Origin of the sequence: Paenibacillus wenxiniae, from assembly GCF_039822605.1 — a bacterium.
Taxonomy (GTDB): domain Bacteria; phylum Bacillota; class Bacilli; order Paenibacillales; family Paenibacillaceae; genus Saccharibacillus; species Saccharibacillus wenxiniae.
Genome location: NZ_JBCGUH010000003.1, coordinates 418,116 through 435,824, shown reverse-complemented (window position 1 = coordinate 435,824; position 17,709 = coordinate 418,116). Strand labels below are relative to the sequence as shown.

The window sequence follows — 17,709 nt, the reverse complement described above, 5'->3', positions numbered from 1 at the left end:
GCTTGCTTATGGTAGAGTGTCTTTGTCTATCGTCTGCTGTCTTGAGCGCTGGTGTGTGATGTGAACCTATACAGTTCATATGAATCAGTATAGTTACAGTATAGAGAGCTTGTTAGTGATGGACTATCGAATTGCCTTTCATCTTTCTTACAGTCGTGTAAGGTACGTTGATCTCATGGTTGTTTTGTAGCGACGAGTGAGCGTTCAGTTTCTAAGTACGTTGCTCGCGATTGATTTTAACTTTACATCCGATTCAAATCTTTATTTGCCAGGATCGATGATAAGTGTATTAGCAGGACAGCAGGACAGGCATAGGATGAGGGAGGGGCGGCAGTAATACATCATATAAATTATGGAAAAATTTATATCGTAATTTCGATTAGCTTCCTATACGATCTTTATGTACTGATCCATATTGTGAAAATAGGGGGAACGGATGTGAAGCAACGTGTTCTGATTAGTGGTGCAAGCTTTGCAGGTCTCGCAACAGCATACTGGATGAATCAACGCGGATATGAGGTTACGGTTGTGGAGATGGGTGGCGGTCTGAAGCAAGGTGGAACTCCCGTTAATATTCGCGAACATACGGTAGATATTGTAAAGCGGATGGGGTTACTTGATCGTATTCGAGCCAATCCGATTCAGATGGAGTTGACGGAATACAAAAATGCGGACGATGTGACAGAAGCATCCGAAGTGCGTGAACCGCTTGCAGATGATGAATATGAAATTGAGCGTGATGTGCTGCTACATATGATGTTTGATGCGGTCAAAGACGAGGCACAGTTTATATTCGATGACAGTATCGCTTCATTAGAACAACATGATGATATCGTGGATGTGACGTTCCGAAGTGGACAACAGCATGTGTATGATCTTGTGTTTGGCTGTGATGGTATTCATTCGGTGGTGCGCAAATTATGCTTTGGCGAAGAAGCGCAATTTGCTCATTTTCTCAACGCCTATTTCTCGATCACGATTGTGGATAAGCTGTTGATTCTTGAACATACTACGCAGATGTACAATGAGCCAGACAGAATGGTCATGGTGAACGCCTATAATGGCAAAACAGATATTGTGCTCTGCTTGGCTTCAGATTATGAAATTCCGTATGACTATCGTAATGAGCAACAGCAACGGGCAATTATGATAGAACATTTCAGCGGCATGAACTGGCGCGTACCTGAACTGCTGGACGAAGTGCAGCAATCGCCTAAATTTTATTTTGATAAAATGTGCCAGATGCGGATGCCTTCATGGACACAGGGTCGTGTCGCACTGGTCGGTGATGCAGGCTACTGCGCTTCACCAGCTGCGGGCATGGGCGGATCACTGGCAATTGATGGAGCTGCGGCGCTTGCAGATGCTTTTGAACAGCATGATGGCGATGTAGTCCTTGCTTTCCAGACCTACAATCGCGGTTTCCGTCCATTTATTGAAGAGGTTCAGGAAACGGCTCAGATGATGGTACAGTTTCTCATCCCACGCACAGCAGAAGCGATTCGAGAGCGACATTCGCAGTAATGCTCTATCAGCAATGTCCGCTGGTGAATGACATTATTAAGCCCTATGTTGGACGGCATCACTTGTTGCTTGTAGTCTGGTTGTAGTCAGGTCGTAGGATAGGCGACTGTTGAGTACTGGAATCTATAGCTCATTTGTACGCTGTAGATTCTTGTGCGAGACGGAAGCCCATCCCTTTATTTCTTGCGAAGTAAAGGCTGTTCTAGCAAAAATAGTTTGCGTACACATTGTATGATGAAGCGTCGTTTGATTAAGAGGGTATATCTTTGTTTTATTCCACTTCAGGCGTGCATCGCAAACTAGTTCCTTATTCGTTCTCAGATGGGTTCATCTGTCCAGCCGCTCCCACCTGATACGATTGAAATGTAATTCGTACTGTAGTGCCTTCACCTGGTACGGATTCGATCTCCAACCCATGATCAAGTCGCATCGCTGCTTCTCTCGTGAGATACAGTCCCATACCGGTAGATTCACGGAAATGGCGGCCATTTTCGCCAGTGAAAAAGGGTTCGAACACGCGTCGAATATCGTGTGCAGGGATGCCGACACCATGATCCTGTACTGCAACGATCGCTTTATTGTTGGCGATGGAGGTGATCAGGTGTACCTTTTTGCCGCTGCCGGAGGAATATTTGACAGCATTATTCACAAGCTGGGATAGCATGAAAAAGAGCCATTTTTCATCCGTTTCGACGATAAGTTGTCCAGCGTGTTCCTGCACGTCCGGGTATACACCACTGCGGATAAAAGAGCGCTTTTGCTCGTGCACGACCTCGCTAATGATGCGGGATAGCGATACAGGCTTCACATGAAAATCCTGCTGAAAATTACGCAGGCGTGCCATATAAAGCACCATATTCAGGTTGGCACGCATCTGCTCGGCTTCTTCACGAATGCTGGCAAACTCCGGTTCATCCACCTGCTGTACGGTTAGCTCAATGACGGAGAGCGGTGTTTTCATCTGATGCACCCATTGATCCATAAAGGTTAGATGCTCACGTTGCTCATGCCGATTTTGATCCAATTGCTGCTGGTAATAACGATATTGTGTGCGTAGCAGCTCTTGCAGCGCTTCACCGATCGGCGTTAGATCACGTTGCAACACATCTTCCGGTGCTTGCAGCGGCTTACTTAATAATCCATAAAAGCGCCGCCGGCTTACATAATGATAGGCCAGATAGACCGCCGTCAGAAACATACCTAGAAAGACGGAATAGAGTGCAGGCAGCAGACGATGATAACCATCCAGCCAGTAGATGCCGAGCACGCCAAACAGCACGACAACCTGTGTAAACATAAACAGTTTATGTTCCTGCCAGAATAGCTTCATGTTCGCTCACGTCCTTGCGCGGTTTCGGGCAAATAGAGACGGTAGCCGATCCCACGCACCGTCTCGACGGCTTGCTCTAAACCTAGCTCCTGTAGCTTTTTGCGCACACGGGTAATATTAACGTTAAGCGTATTTTCATCGACAAATGTCTGGTCATCCCACAGCTTTTCTAGTAATGCCTCACGGCTGGCAACACGTGGATAACGCTCCATCAGACTTTCGATAATGTCCGCTTCTTTTTTCGTTAGAGATATCATTTCATGGCCGTAGGTTAATTCCAGCCGTTCCACATACAGGGTTAGCCCTTCTTTTTGCACCAGTCGTTCTTCCTGACGAGTAGCGTATTCACCATAGGCTCGCCGAAGCTGGCTGCGGATTTTAGCCATGACAACGCCGTAATCAAATGGCTTGGTGATGTAATCGTCCGCCCCATTTTCCAGCGCCATAATTTGATCCATCTCTCCAGCACGTGCAGAAATAAACAGCACCGGACAGATCGAATGATTGCGAATCTGGCGGCACCAGTAATAGCCGTCAAAGCTGGGCAAATTCACATCCAGTAACACCAGATCGGGTTGTATATCGTTAAACTGCTCCATCACTCGCTCAAAATCAGTCGTGAGCATTACCCGATAGCCATATCGTTCAATATGGGATTGTAGCAGGCTGGCAATTTTATAGTCATCCTCGACGATCATAATCGTTTGCATGGCGGTCCGCTCCTGTTCGTATCCAGATAAAATATGATGTGCATTGTATGATTGTGTCGTTAAAATCAACTTGTCGCTGTCGCTGTCGCTGTCGCTGTCGCTGTCGCTGTCGCTGTCGCTGTCGCTGTCGCTGTCGCTGTCGCTGTCGCTGTCGCTGTCGCTGTCGCTGTCGCTGTCACTGTCACTGTCACTGTCACTGTCACTGTCACTTTTCAATACGAATAAGCCAGTACAGTCGTCTGGCTATGTAAATGAATATTTTATGCATTGCGATGAGATTATTATATACTCGCTATCCATTGTATCGTACACTGTATTTCTTACCCCAACACCCTGGATCATATCTGAATAATGGGTAGCGAGTTATTTCTAACATATAGAAGCGAATAGAAGAGGCTTGCCTCATCATAATTGTATGTCATTGGAATATGACAGTGATTGCACCTGCAAACTTCATCCTTGTAGCTTCTGGTGTAGCTTCTGGAGCTGTTGATAACAACAGATACACATATATAATATACACAGCAAAATAGAGCGAGCGAATACCCTGCACATACGAGCAGGTTGACTCGCAGTACAGGGTACAAATGGTAGAATATATGCTAGTAGGGAGGCAAGAGTGGGTTAGGTGCCCATTGGCTATTAATGATTCAAAGAGTCGAAGTTGAGCTACGGCGCTGTTAACGATGCATAGCATCACATGGTTGCTATTATGCTGTTAACGATGTATAGCATCACATGATTGCTATTACGCTGTTAATAATACATAAAGTCCCATTGTTATCATTATGTTGTTGACGATACCCCGATTACATTCTTATCGTCATCAGCTGATCGATGACCGAGCTTTCAACGACTGATGTATAATCAACACCCACTTATAGACTGCTCTTTTCCTTCAAATGCGCCCTTACCGTAGCAGGCAATTCATCGGGCTGTACTTCATTATACGAGAGGATGTAACCGCCTTTGGAAATGAGGCGGATATACGCACCAGAACGTAATTTTTTCATTCCGGTAAATGTAATCTGCTGCATGGTTCCATCTTCACGCCATGCGGGTAATGTGTATTCGACCGCTCCACGCGCATTATCACTAACCCCGGTGTTGTTGATTTGCACATAGGCATATTGTTCATGAATAAAGGGGTTGAATTGTACTCGATTGCGCTCGGGCATGAGCTGATACACTCCATAACCGACGACAGAGGTAGCGATAACGATAAGCGCACTTAATAAGATAATCCATTTTTTCATAGGAATCATCGTCCTTTCGGGTTGAGATGTAGATGATCGTGATCTCTTTTGATGTCTCTATCGTAGTTCATAACGGAAGAAGCGGATATCGATTTGGCTTACGGCAAGCTTACATTACTGTAAGGCAACAAACTCTTTTCAAAAGTTTCAGGTTAGGCTATACATAAATAAATAGACAATGGAATATGGAGCTGGAGGAGATGGAGGATGTATATACTGTGTGCGGCGCTGCTATTGCTGGCGCTATTTGCGTTTAGCCACGCGGCAGATCGAAGGCGATTGCAAAATGGGGTCTATCTGACCAGCGGATTGCTATTGCTGCTCTTTGCCTTTGCCATTTATATGTGGCGTAGCCCGGATGGGTTTTGGCAGTATGCAAGTGTACTGCTGCTCATTATTGCGGTCGCGCTGTTGCCAGTGATGATTTTGGCGATTAGTGTAGGACTGCTGTATAACGGACGTATTTTACTCCGCAAAGAAGGTTGGAAGCTGCGCAACACACTGCCGGTTATGGCAGGCATTGCGATCATTGTCGTGCCCGTATTGACGCTGATCGTGCCTCCGGTTCGCTGGTTGCAGTTACCGGTATTACTGCTGGAGCTGTATATGATGTATTTTGGCTTTCTGTTTGTCTGTTATCTCGTATCTTCGCTGTTATATAACCGCTATCAACCGACATACAAGACAGATTTTATCGTTGTGCTCGGCAGTGGTCTCATTCGAGATCGCGTGCCGCCACTACTTGCCAGCCGGCTGGATGGCGGGATCAAATGGTATCATCAGCAGAAGCTGCGCGGACAGGCGCCGACTTTTGTCGTTTCCGGTGGTCAGGGAGCAGATGAACTCGTCTCTGAAGGCGCAGCGATGCGACTTTATTTGCTCCAGCATCAGATTCCAGATCAACATATTATCGTTGAGGATCGTTCGGTAAATACGATGCAAAATATGCGTTTCTCCCGTAGTATTATGGACGACATTATGGGTGAACGATCATATCGTTGTGTGTTTGTTACGAATAATTTCCATCTGTTCCGTGCAGGCATTTATGCACGTATCGCTGGAATACGTGGAGACGGAATCGGCACACCGACCGCACCTTACTATTTGCCCGGCGCGTTTATACGCGAATATATTGCCGTACTGGTCATGCATAGACGGATTCATATTACGATAATGCTGTTTATTTTGCTTAGTATTTTGGCGCTGTTTGAACTGCTTCCGCAGGTGATGTATGTACTGGCAGACTGAGGGAATTTTCAGAATTGCACATTCATGTTGTTTGATGCTGTATGTTCTACTTTAGCATTGGTGATTTTATAAACGTTAACACAGAACAGATGTATCGCTACGACTATCGAACGACAGCGAAGTAAATCCAGCTTGAAGCTGCGCGCTGCGCTGTCGCCGCTGTCTTTGCACGACTATCTTTCAGTAGATCAAACGATTCGCTCTGAATAGGGTGCCTGTTTTTCGGCGGCATCGCCTTTTCGCAAACGATATAATGGAAACATACGATACATAAAAATAGTTACGAATAAGCAAGAAGGAGTGGCAAAAATGAAAGCAAACGATACACTTACACTGGTGCTACTGGCAGCGATGTGGGGAGCCTCCTTCTTATTTATGAGGGTGGCGGTCCCCGTGCTTGGTCCTATCGTACTGATCGATCTGCGGGTGCTCATCGCCGGATTCGGTTTGCTACTATACGCCATGTTACTACGCAGAAAACCGCAGTTGATTCACAAATGGAAGCAGTATTTGCTGCTAGGTGCATGTAACGCTGCGATTCCTTTTTGCCTGATTGCCGGTGCGGAATTGAGCATGAATGCTTCACTGGCAGCCATTCTAAATTCGATGACACCGCTATTTACCGCGATCATCGCTTATGTATGGATGAAGGAGCCGTTAACAGCGAAAAAGATGATCGGTTTGTTACTCGGCGTGGCTGGCGTTATTGTACTCGTTAGCTGGAATGCACATGCTGGCAGTACGGGTACGTGGGGGGCTGTTCTCATGTCGTTAGGGGCGGCATTCTTTTATGGAATTGGCGGCATTTATTCGGCGCGTCATTTTAAAGGGGAACAACCGCTCAATCTGGCAATCGGACAGCAACTTGCCGCAGGGATATTGCTATTGCCAGTGGCGTTATTTTTCCTGCCGACTCAGATTCCATCTGCATCGGTGATTGGATCGGTGCTGGCACTGGCGCTATTGTCCACTTCACTCGGATATTTGCTGTACTTCCGACTGATTATGAATGTAGGGGCGGTGAAGACGCTGAGTGTCACTTTTCTCGTTCCAGTATTCGGCATCGGATGGGGCTGGATGTTTCTGGGCGAGCCATTATCGCTGGGGATGCTGGTCGGTTTGTTGATTATTTTGCTTGGGGTTGTACTGGTGACCGGGATTAAGCTACGTTCACGGCGAGATGCGATGCAGTGAGGGGATTGGAAATGAAAAGAGGAGACGGGAAATAGAAAGAGTGGATCGGCGCGTCGTGATCATGAATCTGGTGGATTGGATGCAAATTGGATAATGAAGATCCAACTAAACGTAAAAAAACGCTCATCTGCGAACATGCAGGTGGGCGTTTTTTATAACATGCGAATCCGAACTACAATGTGTGCACGCAAGCATTTCCAGCAAATCAGTACAGAGCAACTAAAATATGAAGTAGTAAATAACGATGATGAACTGCTCAATATAGTAAGAGTATGAATTATTAATAGCGTATAAAAGTCATTTCATGATATGATCAATAATGGAGAAATAAGAACCGGCGGAATGAATATGGCATCGCAACCCGAAAGGGGGTGACGCCATGTCATGGATGGAGCTGTTGTTAAAGATTCTGGATACTCTAGCTAAATTAGTTGGCTTGATTGTTGGAGCCGACAGGCTATATGAGATCTGGAAGCGTACAACAGACGACAAAGACCGCCGGGATAAAGGTTGAGAGCCTCCGGCGGTCCAAGCAAGACAATCTTTCTAAGCGATCGCCGTATGATTCCGCCGATCTTATGATCCAGCCTGTAGTGTTAGCGCACTACAGGCTTTCTTTATATATGTAGTATACACAACCTCCATCCAAAATGAAACGCTAAAACCTAAAAAATATCTTAATTACGTATATTCAATCAAGTTCGTAGCCCTTTCTTTCACATCCATGAAAATATGAAAATTATCCTTGAAAGCTAACATGAATACGTGTAGTATACATATATAATTTCATAAACCGACAGGCGGAAACAGGATCATCGATCCGACATCGCGCAGTCGTAACACTCATATAATATTGGGAATAAGGCCCAGGAGTTTCTACCGGATGACCACTGCAATTGTCCGACTATGAGTGAAGAACGTGCTGGCTGCTGCCATCGTATTTGTGTACGGCAGTAGTTGGGAATGCTTTTTGGCATTCTGTATTGGAACCATCCTACAGACAGGCTTCACTTGAGAACATAAACTCAGGTGACCTGTCTTTTTTGTTTTTACGGCCTTTTTTCACTTCGAAACGATAGGTTTTCCTCTATATACAATTAAAGGAGAGAATAAATATGAAAATATTGGAGCAGCGTATACAGGCGGAAGGCAACATCCTGTCCGACCGTGTGCTGAAAGTCGATTCCTTTTTAAATCATCAGGTGGATACAGAGCTGGCAGTAGCAATTGGACAGGAGTTTGCCCAATTGTTCGCGCACGAGCAGATTACGAAAGTGCTGACGATTGAAGCGAGCGGCATCCAGTTTGCGATGGCGACCGGTATAGCGCTGAATGTACCATTTGTATACGCCAAAAAGAAAAAGGCGATTACGCAGGGCGATCGTGTCTATGCGGCTTCGGTGCATTCTTTTACGCGCGGTGAGACGTACCAGGTTAGCATTGTGCAGGATTATTTACAGCCGGGTGAACGTGTGCTCATCGTAGACGATTTTCTGGCGACCGGTGCGGCATTAGTTGGATTGGCAGATATTGTGGAGCAGGCAGGTGCACATCTGGTTGGCGTTGGTTGTGTGATTGAGAAGACGTTCCAGGAGGGACGCGGCTTGCTGGAGGAGCGCGGTATTGCAGTTCAGTCGCTGGCACGGATCTCGGCGATGTCACCGGGACATGTGGAGTTTATTGATGAGCTGCCATTGTTACCGACTGCGTTGAAAGCATAGCGTATCGGTGGAAAATGTAGCGTGTCGATGGAAGGCTCAGCATACAGACTGTGAGTGAACAAGCGAGCGTAAAATATATATTGTATTGCGCAAACATTTTACAAAAACGCGGTTGTGCAGCAGATGGAACATCGATCCAGTGTCTGCGTTTTAGCGTGTACAAATGGCGATACGATGATGCCATATCGTGTTGACGAGCTAAGCATATATGAAATAATTCGCTCACTTTACGTTATATTTATTAACATTAAAATATAATAAATGCACAAAAAATAGCTAGATCATTATGCTTATTATGAAATTACTTGCAAAACACATTACACGATATGAGTTTGAAGCTACGATAAGCGTACTTTAACGTTCAAATAGAGCGAAACCTCTCTAAACCGGGCACAAGCCACAATATATAACTATTCTCTATATAACGATCAAAATATAACGATCAAGTTTAAGAAAAAGGGGTACAGGGCAATGGAAAATAGAATGAACAGGGGTAAAGTGTTATCGCTTGGTTTACAACATGTGATGGCGATGTACGCAGGTGCGATTGCGGTGCCGCTCATTATCGGGAATGCACTGCATTTGACGCCGGAACAGCTTGCGTATCTGATCGCGGCGGATATGTTTACCTGCGGGCTGGCAACGCTGCTTCAAGTGCTGAGTACACGTTATTTTGGCAGCGGCTTGCCGGTCGTGCTTGGGTGTACATTTACAGCGGTAGGACCGATTATTGCGATTGCATCGACGAGTAATTTACCGACCGCTTATGGGGCCATTATTATATCCGGTCTGTTCGTCGTGCTGGCAGCGCCGTTATATGGTAAGCTATTACGCTTTTTCCCAAAAATCGTGACCGGCTCGGTCGTGACAATTATCGGTCTGTCCCTGATTCCGGTAGCGATGAACAACGTCGCTGGTGGTCAGGGCAGTGCCGATTTCGGTGCGCTGCACAATCTGCTGCTGGCGCTCGTGACACTGGTCGTCATTTTGCTCGTAAACCGCTTTGCGACTGGTTTCATGCGTTCGATCTCTGTGCTGATCGGTCTTGCTATCGGAACGGTGCTGGCGTATATGATGGGCATGGTGCATTTTGGTGCGGTCGGTGAAGCATCCTGGCTGCGCGTCGCTCAACCCTTTTACTTTGGTACGCCACAGTTTAGCTGGATTGCGATCGCGACGATGATCATCGTGAACATCGTCAGTATGGTCGAGTCGACCGGCGTGTATATCGCAGTTGGCAAAGCGACCGAGCAAAAGGTGGAGCAGCGCCGCATCGTGAGCGGGTTACGTTCAGAAGGTCTGGCGATTATGCTGGGTGGTATTTTTAATGCTTTTCCCTATACGGCGTTCTCGCAAAATGTCGGTTTGATCTCGCTCACACGTGTGAAAACGCGTAACGTCATTTTCGCCGCAGGGGGGATTATGGTCGTGCTTGGACTACTACCGAAGCTTGCCGCGCTTACGACGATCATTCCAAGCGCCGTACTGGGCGGTGCCATGATCGTCATGTTTGGCTCGGTAGCAGCTTCAGGTATGTCCATTCTGGCAGAAGTGAATCTGCGCAATGATCGTAATCTGATGATCGTCGCATGTAGCATCGCGATTGGTGTCGGCTCGGCGGTATTGCCGGCGATCTTTGGACAAATGCCAAGCTTCCTGCAACCATTGCTGCAAAACGGTATCGTGACCGGTTCGGTCGCTGCTGTTGTGCTTAATCTGCTGCTGTCTGATAAGCGTACAGCAGAAACAGAGAATGAAGATGATTCTGTTTCTGGACTTGGCATGGACGCAGGCGAGAGTGCGCCGGTTGCGGCAGGCGCGAAGCAGTAAATTCATCTAGTCAAGCCATCTCACAAGCTGCAAACGCATCGGCAGGTTCAACGATCTGCACGATGCGTTTTTTGTGAGGATTGTTTTGAACGCAAGCCACAGATGTCATAAAATATTTGGGTATATTCAAATCGTTTCTGTAAATGAATATTGAAGTAGTGTTTACACCTCAGTATAAATTCCCACAAAGGCAGTAATTTACACCACCCATCAAAAGTGTTACATTAAATTGTTGTCAGGCATACGATACGGAGGGAAGACGGGCGATGAAAAATATTTTGTTTATTAATACAGGCGGTACGATTTCTTCTTCGGCAGAAGGTCATGGTTTGACGCCAACCCAATCGGCGGAAAATATCGTGGCTGCTGTGCCAGAATTAGCAGGAATTTGCCAGATTGCAGCGATGAATCTGATGAGTGTAGACAGCACCAATATTCAGCCAGAAGAATGGGTAACGATCGCGCGTACCGTGCATGAGCAGCTACCCGCTTATGATGGAATCGTTATTGCGCACGGTACAGACACGATGGCCTACACGGCATCAGCGCTAAGCTTTATGCTCGGCAAGCTCGATAAGCCAGTCGTGATCACCGGTTCACAGGTGTCCGTACTGGCGGAGTACAGCGACTCCCGTAAAAATATTAAAGATGCGTTCCGCACTGCATCCAGTGAGCTGACCGGTGTGTTCGTCGTATTTAATGGCAAAATTATTAACGGCGCCCGTGCGTCCAAAGTCAAAACGAAAAGCTATGATGCGTTTGAAAGCATCAATCATCCGTACATCGGCTATCTGGAAGATGATGATATCATCTATAGCGATATTCCACACACTCGCCAGAGTGAAGGTCACGTCTACAATGATGGCTATTCACCCGATGTATTCCTGATCAAGCTCATTCCAGGCATGCGTCCCGACATCTTTGATGCCGTGCATAAACTTGGTTATCGCGGCATTATTGTTGAAGGTTTCGGAATGGGCGGCGTACCGTTTAAAGAGATCAATCTGATCGATAAGATTGAGGAGCTGGTACAGGAAGGTGTTAGTATCGTCGTTACGACCCAGTGTCTGTACGAGGGCGGCGATCTGACGATCTATGAGGTCGGTCAGCGAGCGCTGGAGAAAGGTGTTATTCCGTGCTATGACATGACGACCGAAGCATTAACGACCAAAATGATGTGGGTACTTGGACAAACGTCTGATTCTGCACAGGTCGCGCGTATGATGGCGACGAACTACGTCGACGAGATCACCCTTCCGAATAAGTAATGGAATGGTATAGCCTGTATATAAAATAAAAAGCTGCGAATGGGTGATGATTCGATCACCCATTCGCAGCATCATGTATCGCCTGAGTCGATTGAAATCAATATCGATTCAGGTGATTTTTTATAGCTAAATAAATTGGATTGTGACATATTTATTTAGCGAATAATATAGCTCGAAGATTTGATTTTCGCGTAAAATCTAATTGTTTAATGGTAATTAATAGCCATTTGGAGTGAGTGAATTTGGATCTGGAATGATTCGATAGTGCTCAATTCATTTATCCAAATAAACTTAATTAGTTGGCTCGGATTCACAGGGGGGATTGATCTGCTAAAGTAACTAGAAATGGGTTTGCGACTAATCAAAACCAAGCTAAGTTAAGTTATGCGTATTAACTTGTAGCATTCTAGCCATACTCCAAATTAGACTGAGGCAGTTTCAATACGCTCGATCTATCCCGAACGATTCCAGGACAGCTCCAATACGCTCGATCTATCCCAAACGATTCCAGGACAGCTCCAATACGCTCGATCTATCCCAAACGATTCCAGGACAGCTCCAACATGCTCGATCTATCCCAAACGATTCCAGGGTAGCTCCAATACGCTCAATCTATCTCAAACGATTCCAGGACAGCTCCAATATGCTCGATCTATCTCAAACGATCCCGCCCATTCCCCCAAATCGTTAACTGCCTGAAAATCCCCATCTCTGCACATCATATCAGCGCATACCAAAAAGGAGAACTCCGATGCGGAATTCCCCTTTTTAACGTTCATCCATTGTATACTCGCGAACCTGAATACAGTGGATGCCTTGTGCTCACAGCGCTTCCCAGCGCGGGAAGATGGTGATCAGTCTTTGTTATTATTGTTGTTGGAACGTGCCTGACCGCCTTTACGTCCTGCTTCCTCGCGGCTCATCCCATCAGAGTCGCTGCGCGCTTTACCGCCTTCGCTGCCGATCTCCTGATAGAATTCCTTGCCGTGGGATTCAGATGTAGCTTCGCCGCCCTTTTGCCCGATTTCTTGATAGAAGTCTTTGTCATGAGAGTCGGACGTGGATTGTCCACCCTTCTGACCGATTTCCTGATAAAATTCTTTGTCGTGATTTTTAGAAGTGGCTTCTCCACCCAGGCGACCAGCTTCTTCTCTGCTCATTTTGCCATTGTTGTTATTGCTGTTGTTGTTTGCCATTTTCTATTCACTCCTCATAAGAATTTTTCTTGATCTCGGTGCGCTGTGTTAGCGTCACAATATGTTATTACCCTTCCAAAAATAGAATAAACATCTAAATCAGAAAAAATATTGTATTATGCCATGTAAATAAATCTCTATATACTGGGCGAATAACTAACATGATATGAAAACAATAGCGTGGCACACCTTATGTTATTACCCGATGGGTTAGACGATTTGGCAACTGGCTCGGCACAAAAAAGGAACTATTTTTGCTATCTTCCTGGCGTGTCTTTATACACGTTGCAGCGACTGCGAACTGTATCCTCAGACGCACAGGTGCAAGGTGATCTAGCTCCAAAGGTGCTTGTCCATCTAGCTAAAAATAACTTTTCTGAACAGTGATGATCTAAAAAATCTAAAAAATCTAAAAAATCTAAAGCATACTTCTTTCCCAAACATGCTTCCTTACAATTACATTGTTTTCAAAAGGATTTCCTGAACAGGAGCACCGCTTAAACTGCCAGCTACTCTAACCGATCTTACTCAAAAGGATGAGTTGCCAGGCGGTAACCAAATATGACGCAGATCCACCCAGCCCTGACTGTTAAATGTAATGCCACGCACGCTGGGCAAATATGTTGTTTGCACTGGCTTTTCGTACAGTACATGAAGCTGATAACCTTGCACAAGCCGCCGCTCAATCTCATCGAATAGCATTTGCCGTGTCGTCGCATCCGGTTGACGTAATATATCCTGTAGCCGATACGTAATATCGGTCGTCACATGCGGCTCCACATGTCCTGCCATCGTCTGATACAGGTCGAACAAACGTAGCTGTTCATCCTGATCGCGAATAAGCGAGAACACGAGCAAATCCGACTCCATACGCACATCGCCTTTAAACTGTTCGATGGGCACGGAGCGCACTTCACATGGGTAACCCACCTGCCCTAGACGCTCCGCGATTTTCATGGCATCACGGCGATATTGCGGAATGGTCAAAATACGCAGCGACCGTTCGCTGTCTGTACTTTCGTTATGATGAGGGGCAACCGCTGCGAACATCGTCGCATATGGCTCTGGAATAGTTGCCGTGGGAAAGGCTGCATCCGCACTATCCGGCAATGGATGCTCTACCTGCTTATCTCCCTGCAAACACTGGCAAATATGACTGCGCACCTCTGGGTGCTGCAATAAACCGGATTTTTGCGTATTAAACGTTACAAATTTGCGCACGGACACAGGCGAAGGCAACTGGCTCCAGCTTTCTCCCTGTTCACCTTCGACCGGACCGGGCATGACCTGAAAAGGCGAAGCCGTCTCACTCTCACTACGTGCGCGCCGCTCATCGTCCGCATGGCGGACACGCCACGGAATATGAATAATTTCCGCGCGATCCAGATGCGGTCTGCCGTGAAAATATGGCTTAAATGCCTCCAGCACAACCCGATCTTGATCCCGTTCCACAAGCCGAAAAGGACCCGTCCCGCTGGGACGATGCCCAAATTCCTCCTCGCCCATACGATTCAATCCTGCCGGCACAATCCCGGCACGACTTGTACAAAGAAACGGCAAAAACAGCTCACACGGCTGACGAAGTCGAATCACGACCGCTCCGGTATGTAGCGCCTGCACCGAAGCGATCTGTTTAAAAATAAAGCGATACAACGCAGGTCGCGAACTTTGCATTAAGCGCTCAAACGTATACACCACATCATCAGCCGTCAACGTCTGACCGTGATGAAACAGCACATCTTTGCGCAAATAAAAGGTCCACTGCGTACGTGTGGCATCGGTTTCCCACGCATGAGCAAGATGAGGCACAATCTGCCCGCTCCCACTTTCTTTTCGCACCAATCCATCAAAAATATGACTCGATACAAACGATTCTGCCAGCAGATTCATATACAGCGGGTCCACCGTATGAATTTGTTGCCGAATCGGCAGGCGGAGCTGGTCAATTTGCCGATCCTGTCTTATTTCGGAGTGTGGGCCAAAATACGTCAGCAGCCATTGCTGTAACTGATCGTCCAACTCTGGCGAACGTGCCTGCTCGCGAATCTGTTCGATGCTCGTGCGAATATCTCCACGCCGAATCGTCTGCATCATTGATTCCAGCGCAATTTGTTCAGCGGTAACGAGAAAGCGTAGCAGTGAGCGTTTGCCCCGTCCACGCTGGGCTTGCCAGTCGATCCAGCCTTCTTTACGCATATTGCCAATAATAGTAAGCGCACTACGATGTGTCCGCTCCAGCATGGTTGCAATTTCATCAAGCGTCACCCAGCGTCCATCCCGATCAGCATACTGCGCATGCAGTAGTAAAAATTGACGGTGTAGCTTCATCCGTTCATCTTCCTTTCTTAAAATACGAAATTAATGGTTTCAATTCTTCTATTTATTTTCCTATTTTAATATTTACAATGAGACTTGTACGGCACAGCGCAGGGAGGTTACATCAGACTTCGATCTCACACTGATTCTCACGTCTACAATGACCAGCGTCTGGGAAGTAATGAAGCATGATCTAAGAAGAAGCATCATCTAAGAATATGATCTAACAAATAAAAACAAACAATAGGAAGCTAGAACAGGGAGGTTTGGTGATGTATCAAAAGCTGATCGTCGCTCCGCAGCGCGCATGGATGGCGCTAGCTACAGCACTCGTGCTGGCGGTTATTCATCAGTATTTATTTTGTGGACATGCGATGGGGGTATCGTATCCGGTATTTGTGATTTTGTTTTACTTATATATGTACACGCACGGAGGCGATCGGTTGCGGCCAGGTTCGGCGATAAGTCGGTTACTGATGACGGCAATTGTATTGCTATCGCTGACATATGCGTTATTTGCAAATCCATTATTTTCGGTGCTCAATCTGCTGGCTGTACCGGTTTTGATTGTGCTGCATACGACGTATATGTTAAGCGAGCGTCGTCCAGCATGGAGTAGTGCAGCATTAGGTTGGGCGGCAGTAGAGCAGGTGCTGGTGCATATGTTTGCCCATGTACCGACACCGATCCGTATGCTGTATCATCAGCTGGCAAAACGGATGGAGCAGGAGCGCAGACGTACACTGGGACGCATTCTGATCGGCGTTGTTACGGCTTTACCGCTGTTAGTCGTCGTTTTGCTACTGCTCACTTCTGCGGATCGTATGTTTGATGAGTTGCTGTCCAATCTGCCTTCCTGGTTTGTCGGACTGACGCCGGGTCCTGTACTGTTCCGTATCGCATGGATTGGTGTGATGATGCTGGTCATATTTGCTTATTTATGGGGATTTGTTCGTCCGTTACATCGTGATCCGCTGAGCGGACGATATATATCGGAAAAGGATGCTAATGTGCCATACCACGAACCATTGTCTGGAGAAATTGAAAAGTCCAGCGCACAGGCAGGGCAGACGGAGGATGGAGGAACGACGGCATATAAAGGACAGCCGAGATCTGAACGACAAACACCGTATGAAAGACCAATAGAGCATGAACGACAAACAGAGCAGGCAAGACCAATAGAGCATGAACAACAGGCAGGATATGGAGGGCAAAGCCAAAGTAAATATGGAAAGCTATCTCAACATACCGAGCACATAACTACAGCCCCATCCACGCCAGCGATCCTATGGGATGCCCCTATCGAACCGCTGCGTCTGTTACGGCTTGATCCCATCGTAGCCGCAACGATACTGGTACTCGTCAATCTGGTATATATGCTATTTGTATGGTTGCAGTTTTCGTATTTGTTTGGTGCTGGACAGGGTCGATTGCCGGATGGAAGTACGTATGCGGAATATGCACGCAGTGGGTTTGGCGAGCTAGTGATCGTGACGGCGATTAATTTCACTTTATTGCTATCTGTGCTGTATACGAGTGCGCCTGCCCGTTCTTTGCTAATGAAGGTCAATCGCTGGCTGCTGTATATTCTCGTCATTTGCTCGGCGGTCATGCTGAGTTCTGCTTTTACTCGGCTTGTACTGTATGAGCAAGCTTATGGCTATACGGTCACTCGTTTGCTAGTGCATATTTTTATGCTGTTTCTAGGTGTGCTGCTTCTGCTGGCTGGTCTGCGGATACGCTTTAGTCGTTTGCCACTGTATAAATGCTTTCTCATTTTGGGACTGAGCGTGTACGTTGTACTGAACTATGCTGGTATGGAAAGCTGGATTGCCGAGCGGAACATTGAGCGCTATGCCGAGAGCGGACAAATCGATCAGGATTATTTAATCGGGTTATCGGCAGATGCCGTGCCGATCTTGCTGGAGTTTGCCGATCAGCACCCGCAACTTGGTCTGACGACACGTTTACGACAGAGCAAGCAGGATCTATTGGAGCAAGATCACAGCTGGCAGGCATTTAATTGGTCGATTTATCGTGCGGCACGCGAGCTTCGTTAGTTTATGGATGGAATTATTGCGCTGCGTATGAGCTTTTTAGTTCATGGGTGAATCTA

At 46.7% G+C, this 17,709-nt stretch carries 14 protein-coding genes and 1 riboswitch; of the genes, 8 read left to right on the top strand and 6 right to left on the bottom strand.

The window, feature by feature from the left end; all coding sequences use genetic code 11:
- Positions 1 to 438 precede the first annotated feature (438 nt).
- Complete coding sequence (locus tag AAHF22_RS07855) at positions 439 to 1,524, top strand: FAD-dependent monooxygenase (RefSeq protein WP_347324440.1); 1,086 nt, start codon at positions 439 to 441, stop codon at positions 1,522 to 1,524.
- Positions 1,525 to 1,831: 307 nt separating this feature from the next.
- On the opposite strand, the gene AAHF22_RS07850 is transcribed toward AAHF22_RS07855, so the two are convergent.
- The 4 genes from AAHF22_RS07850 to AAHF22_RS07835 form a co-directional block, all read right to left on the bottom strand.
- The gene (locus tag AAHF22_RS07850) at positions 1,832 to 2,854 is read right to left on the bottom strand and encodes a sensor histidine kinase (RefSeq protein WP_347324439.1); all 1,023 of its coding nucleotides are present in this window, start codon (positions 2,852 to 2,854) and stop codon (positions 1,832 to 1,834) included.
- Positions 2,851 to 3,564 carry a response regulator transcription factor gene (locus AAHF22_RS07845; protein ID WP_347324438.1) on the bottom strand — a complete coding sequence of 238 codons (714 nt, stop codon included), beginning with the start codon at positions 3,562 to 3,564 and terminating at the stop codon, positions 2,851 to 2,853. The genes AAHF22_RS07850 and AAHF22_RS07845 overlap by 4 nt, the downstream gene beginning before the upstream one ends.
- Positions 3,565 to 3,629: 65 nt before the next feature.
- On the bottom strand, positions 3,630 to 3,761 hold the full coding sequence (locus tag AAHF22_RS07840; RefSeq protein ID WP_347324437.1) for a hypothetical protein: 132 nt from the start codon (positions 3,759 to 3,761) through the stop codon (positions 3,630 to 3,632).
- A gap of 681 nt (positions 3,762 to 4,442) precedes the next feature.
- Positions 4,443 to 4,820: a YxeA family protein gene (locus tag AAHF22_RS07835; protein WP_347324436.1), complete on the bottom strand. Its 378-nt coding sequence runs from the start codon at positions 4,818 to 4,820 to the stop codon at positions 4,443 to 4,445.
- A 207-nt stretch (positions 4,821 to 5,027) separates the two neighbouring features.
- On the opposite strand from AAHF22_RS07835, the gene AAHF22_RS07830 reads away from it, so the two are divergent.
- The 6 genes from AAHF22_RS07830 to AAHF22_RS07805 all read left to right on the top strand — a co-directional run bounded on the left by AAHF22_RS07830 (position 5,028) and on the right by AAHF22_RS07805 (position 12,081).
- Positions 5,028 to 6,068, top strand: a complete 1,041-nt coding sequence (locus tag AAHF22_RS07830; RefSeq protein WP_347324435.1) for a YdcF family protein — start codon at positions 5,028 to 5,030, stop codon at positions 6,066 to 6,068.
- A gap of 309 nt (positions 6,069 to 6,377) precedes the next feature.
- Positions 6,378 to 7,262: a DMT family transporter gene (locus AAHF22_RS07825; protein WP_347324434.1), complete on the top strand. Its 885-nt coding sequence runs from the start codon at positions 6,378 to 6,380 to the stop codon at positions 7,260 to 7,262.
- Between the two features lie 379 nt (positions 7,263 to 7,641).
- Positions 7,642 to 7,776, top strand: coding sequence for a hypothetical protein (locus AAHF22_RS07820; protein ID WP_347324433.1), 135 nt, complete (start codon positions 7,642 to 7,644; stop codon positions 7,774 to 7,776).
- 309 nt (positions 7,777 to 8,085) lie between these two features.
- Positions 8,086 to 8,189: riboswitch (purine riboswitch) on the top strand.
- A 188-nt stretch (positions 8,190 to 8,377) separates the two neighbouring features.
- Complete coding sequence (locus AAHF22_RS07815) at positions 8,378 to 8,983, top strand: xanthine phosphoribosyltransferase (RefSeq protein WP_347324432.1); 606 nt, start codon at positions 8,378 to 8,380, stop codon at positions 8,981 to 8,983.
- A 471-nt stretch (positions 8,984 to 9,454) separates the two neighbouring features.
- Positions 9,455 to 10,813 carry a nucleobase:cation symporter-2 family protein gene (locus tag AAHF22_RS07810; RefSeq protein ID WP_347324431.1) on the top strand — a complete coding sequence of 453 codons (1,359 nt, stop codon included), beginning with the start codon at positions 9,455 to 9,457 and terminating at the stop codon, positions 10,811 to 10,813.
- Between the two features lie 266 nt (positions 10,814 to 11,079).
- The gene (locus AAHF22_RS07805) at positions 11,080 to 12,081 is read left to right on the top strand and encodes an asparaginase (protein ID WP_347324430.1); all 1,002 of its coding nucleotides are present in this window, start codon (positions 11,080 to 11,082) and stop codon (positions 12,079 to 12,081) included.
- Positions 12,082 to 12,935: 854 nt separating this feature from the next.
- Here AAHF22_RS07805 and AAHF22_RS07800 read toward each other — a convergent pair.
- Both AAHF22_RS07800 and AAHF22_RS07795 read right to left on the bottom strand, forming a co-directional pair.
- Positions 12,936 to 13,277, bottom strand: coding sequence for a KGG domain-containing protein (locus tag AAHF22_RS07800; RefSeq protein ID WP_347324429.1), 342 nt, complete (start codon positions 13,275 to 13,277; stop codon positions 12,936 to 12,938).
- 528 nt (positions 13,278 to 13,805) lie between these two features.
- Entirely contained in the window at positions 13,806 to 15,605 is a 1,800-nt protein-coding gene (locus AAHF22_RS07795) for an ABC transporter substrate-binding protein (protein WP_347324428.1), read from the bottom strand.
- Positions 15,606 to 15,865: 260 nt separating this feature from the next.
- Between AAHF22_RS07795 and AAHF22_RS07790 the strand changes: the two genes are divergently transcribed.
- Entirely contained in the window at positions 15,866 to 17,653 is a 1,788-nt protein-coding gene (locus AAHF22_RS07790; protein WP_347324427.1) for a DUF4153 domain-containing protein, read from the top strand.
- Positions 17,654 to 17,709 lie beyond the last annotated feature (56 nt).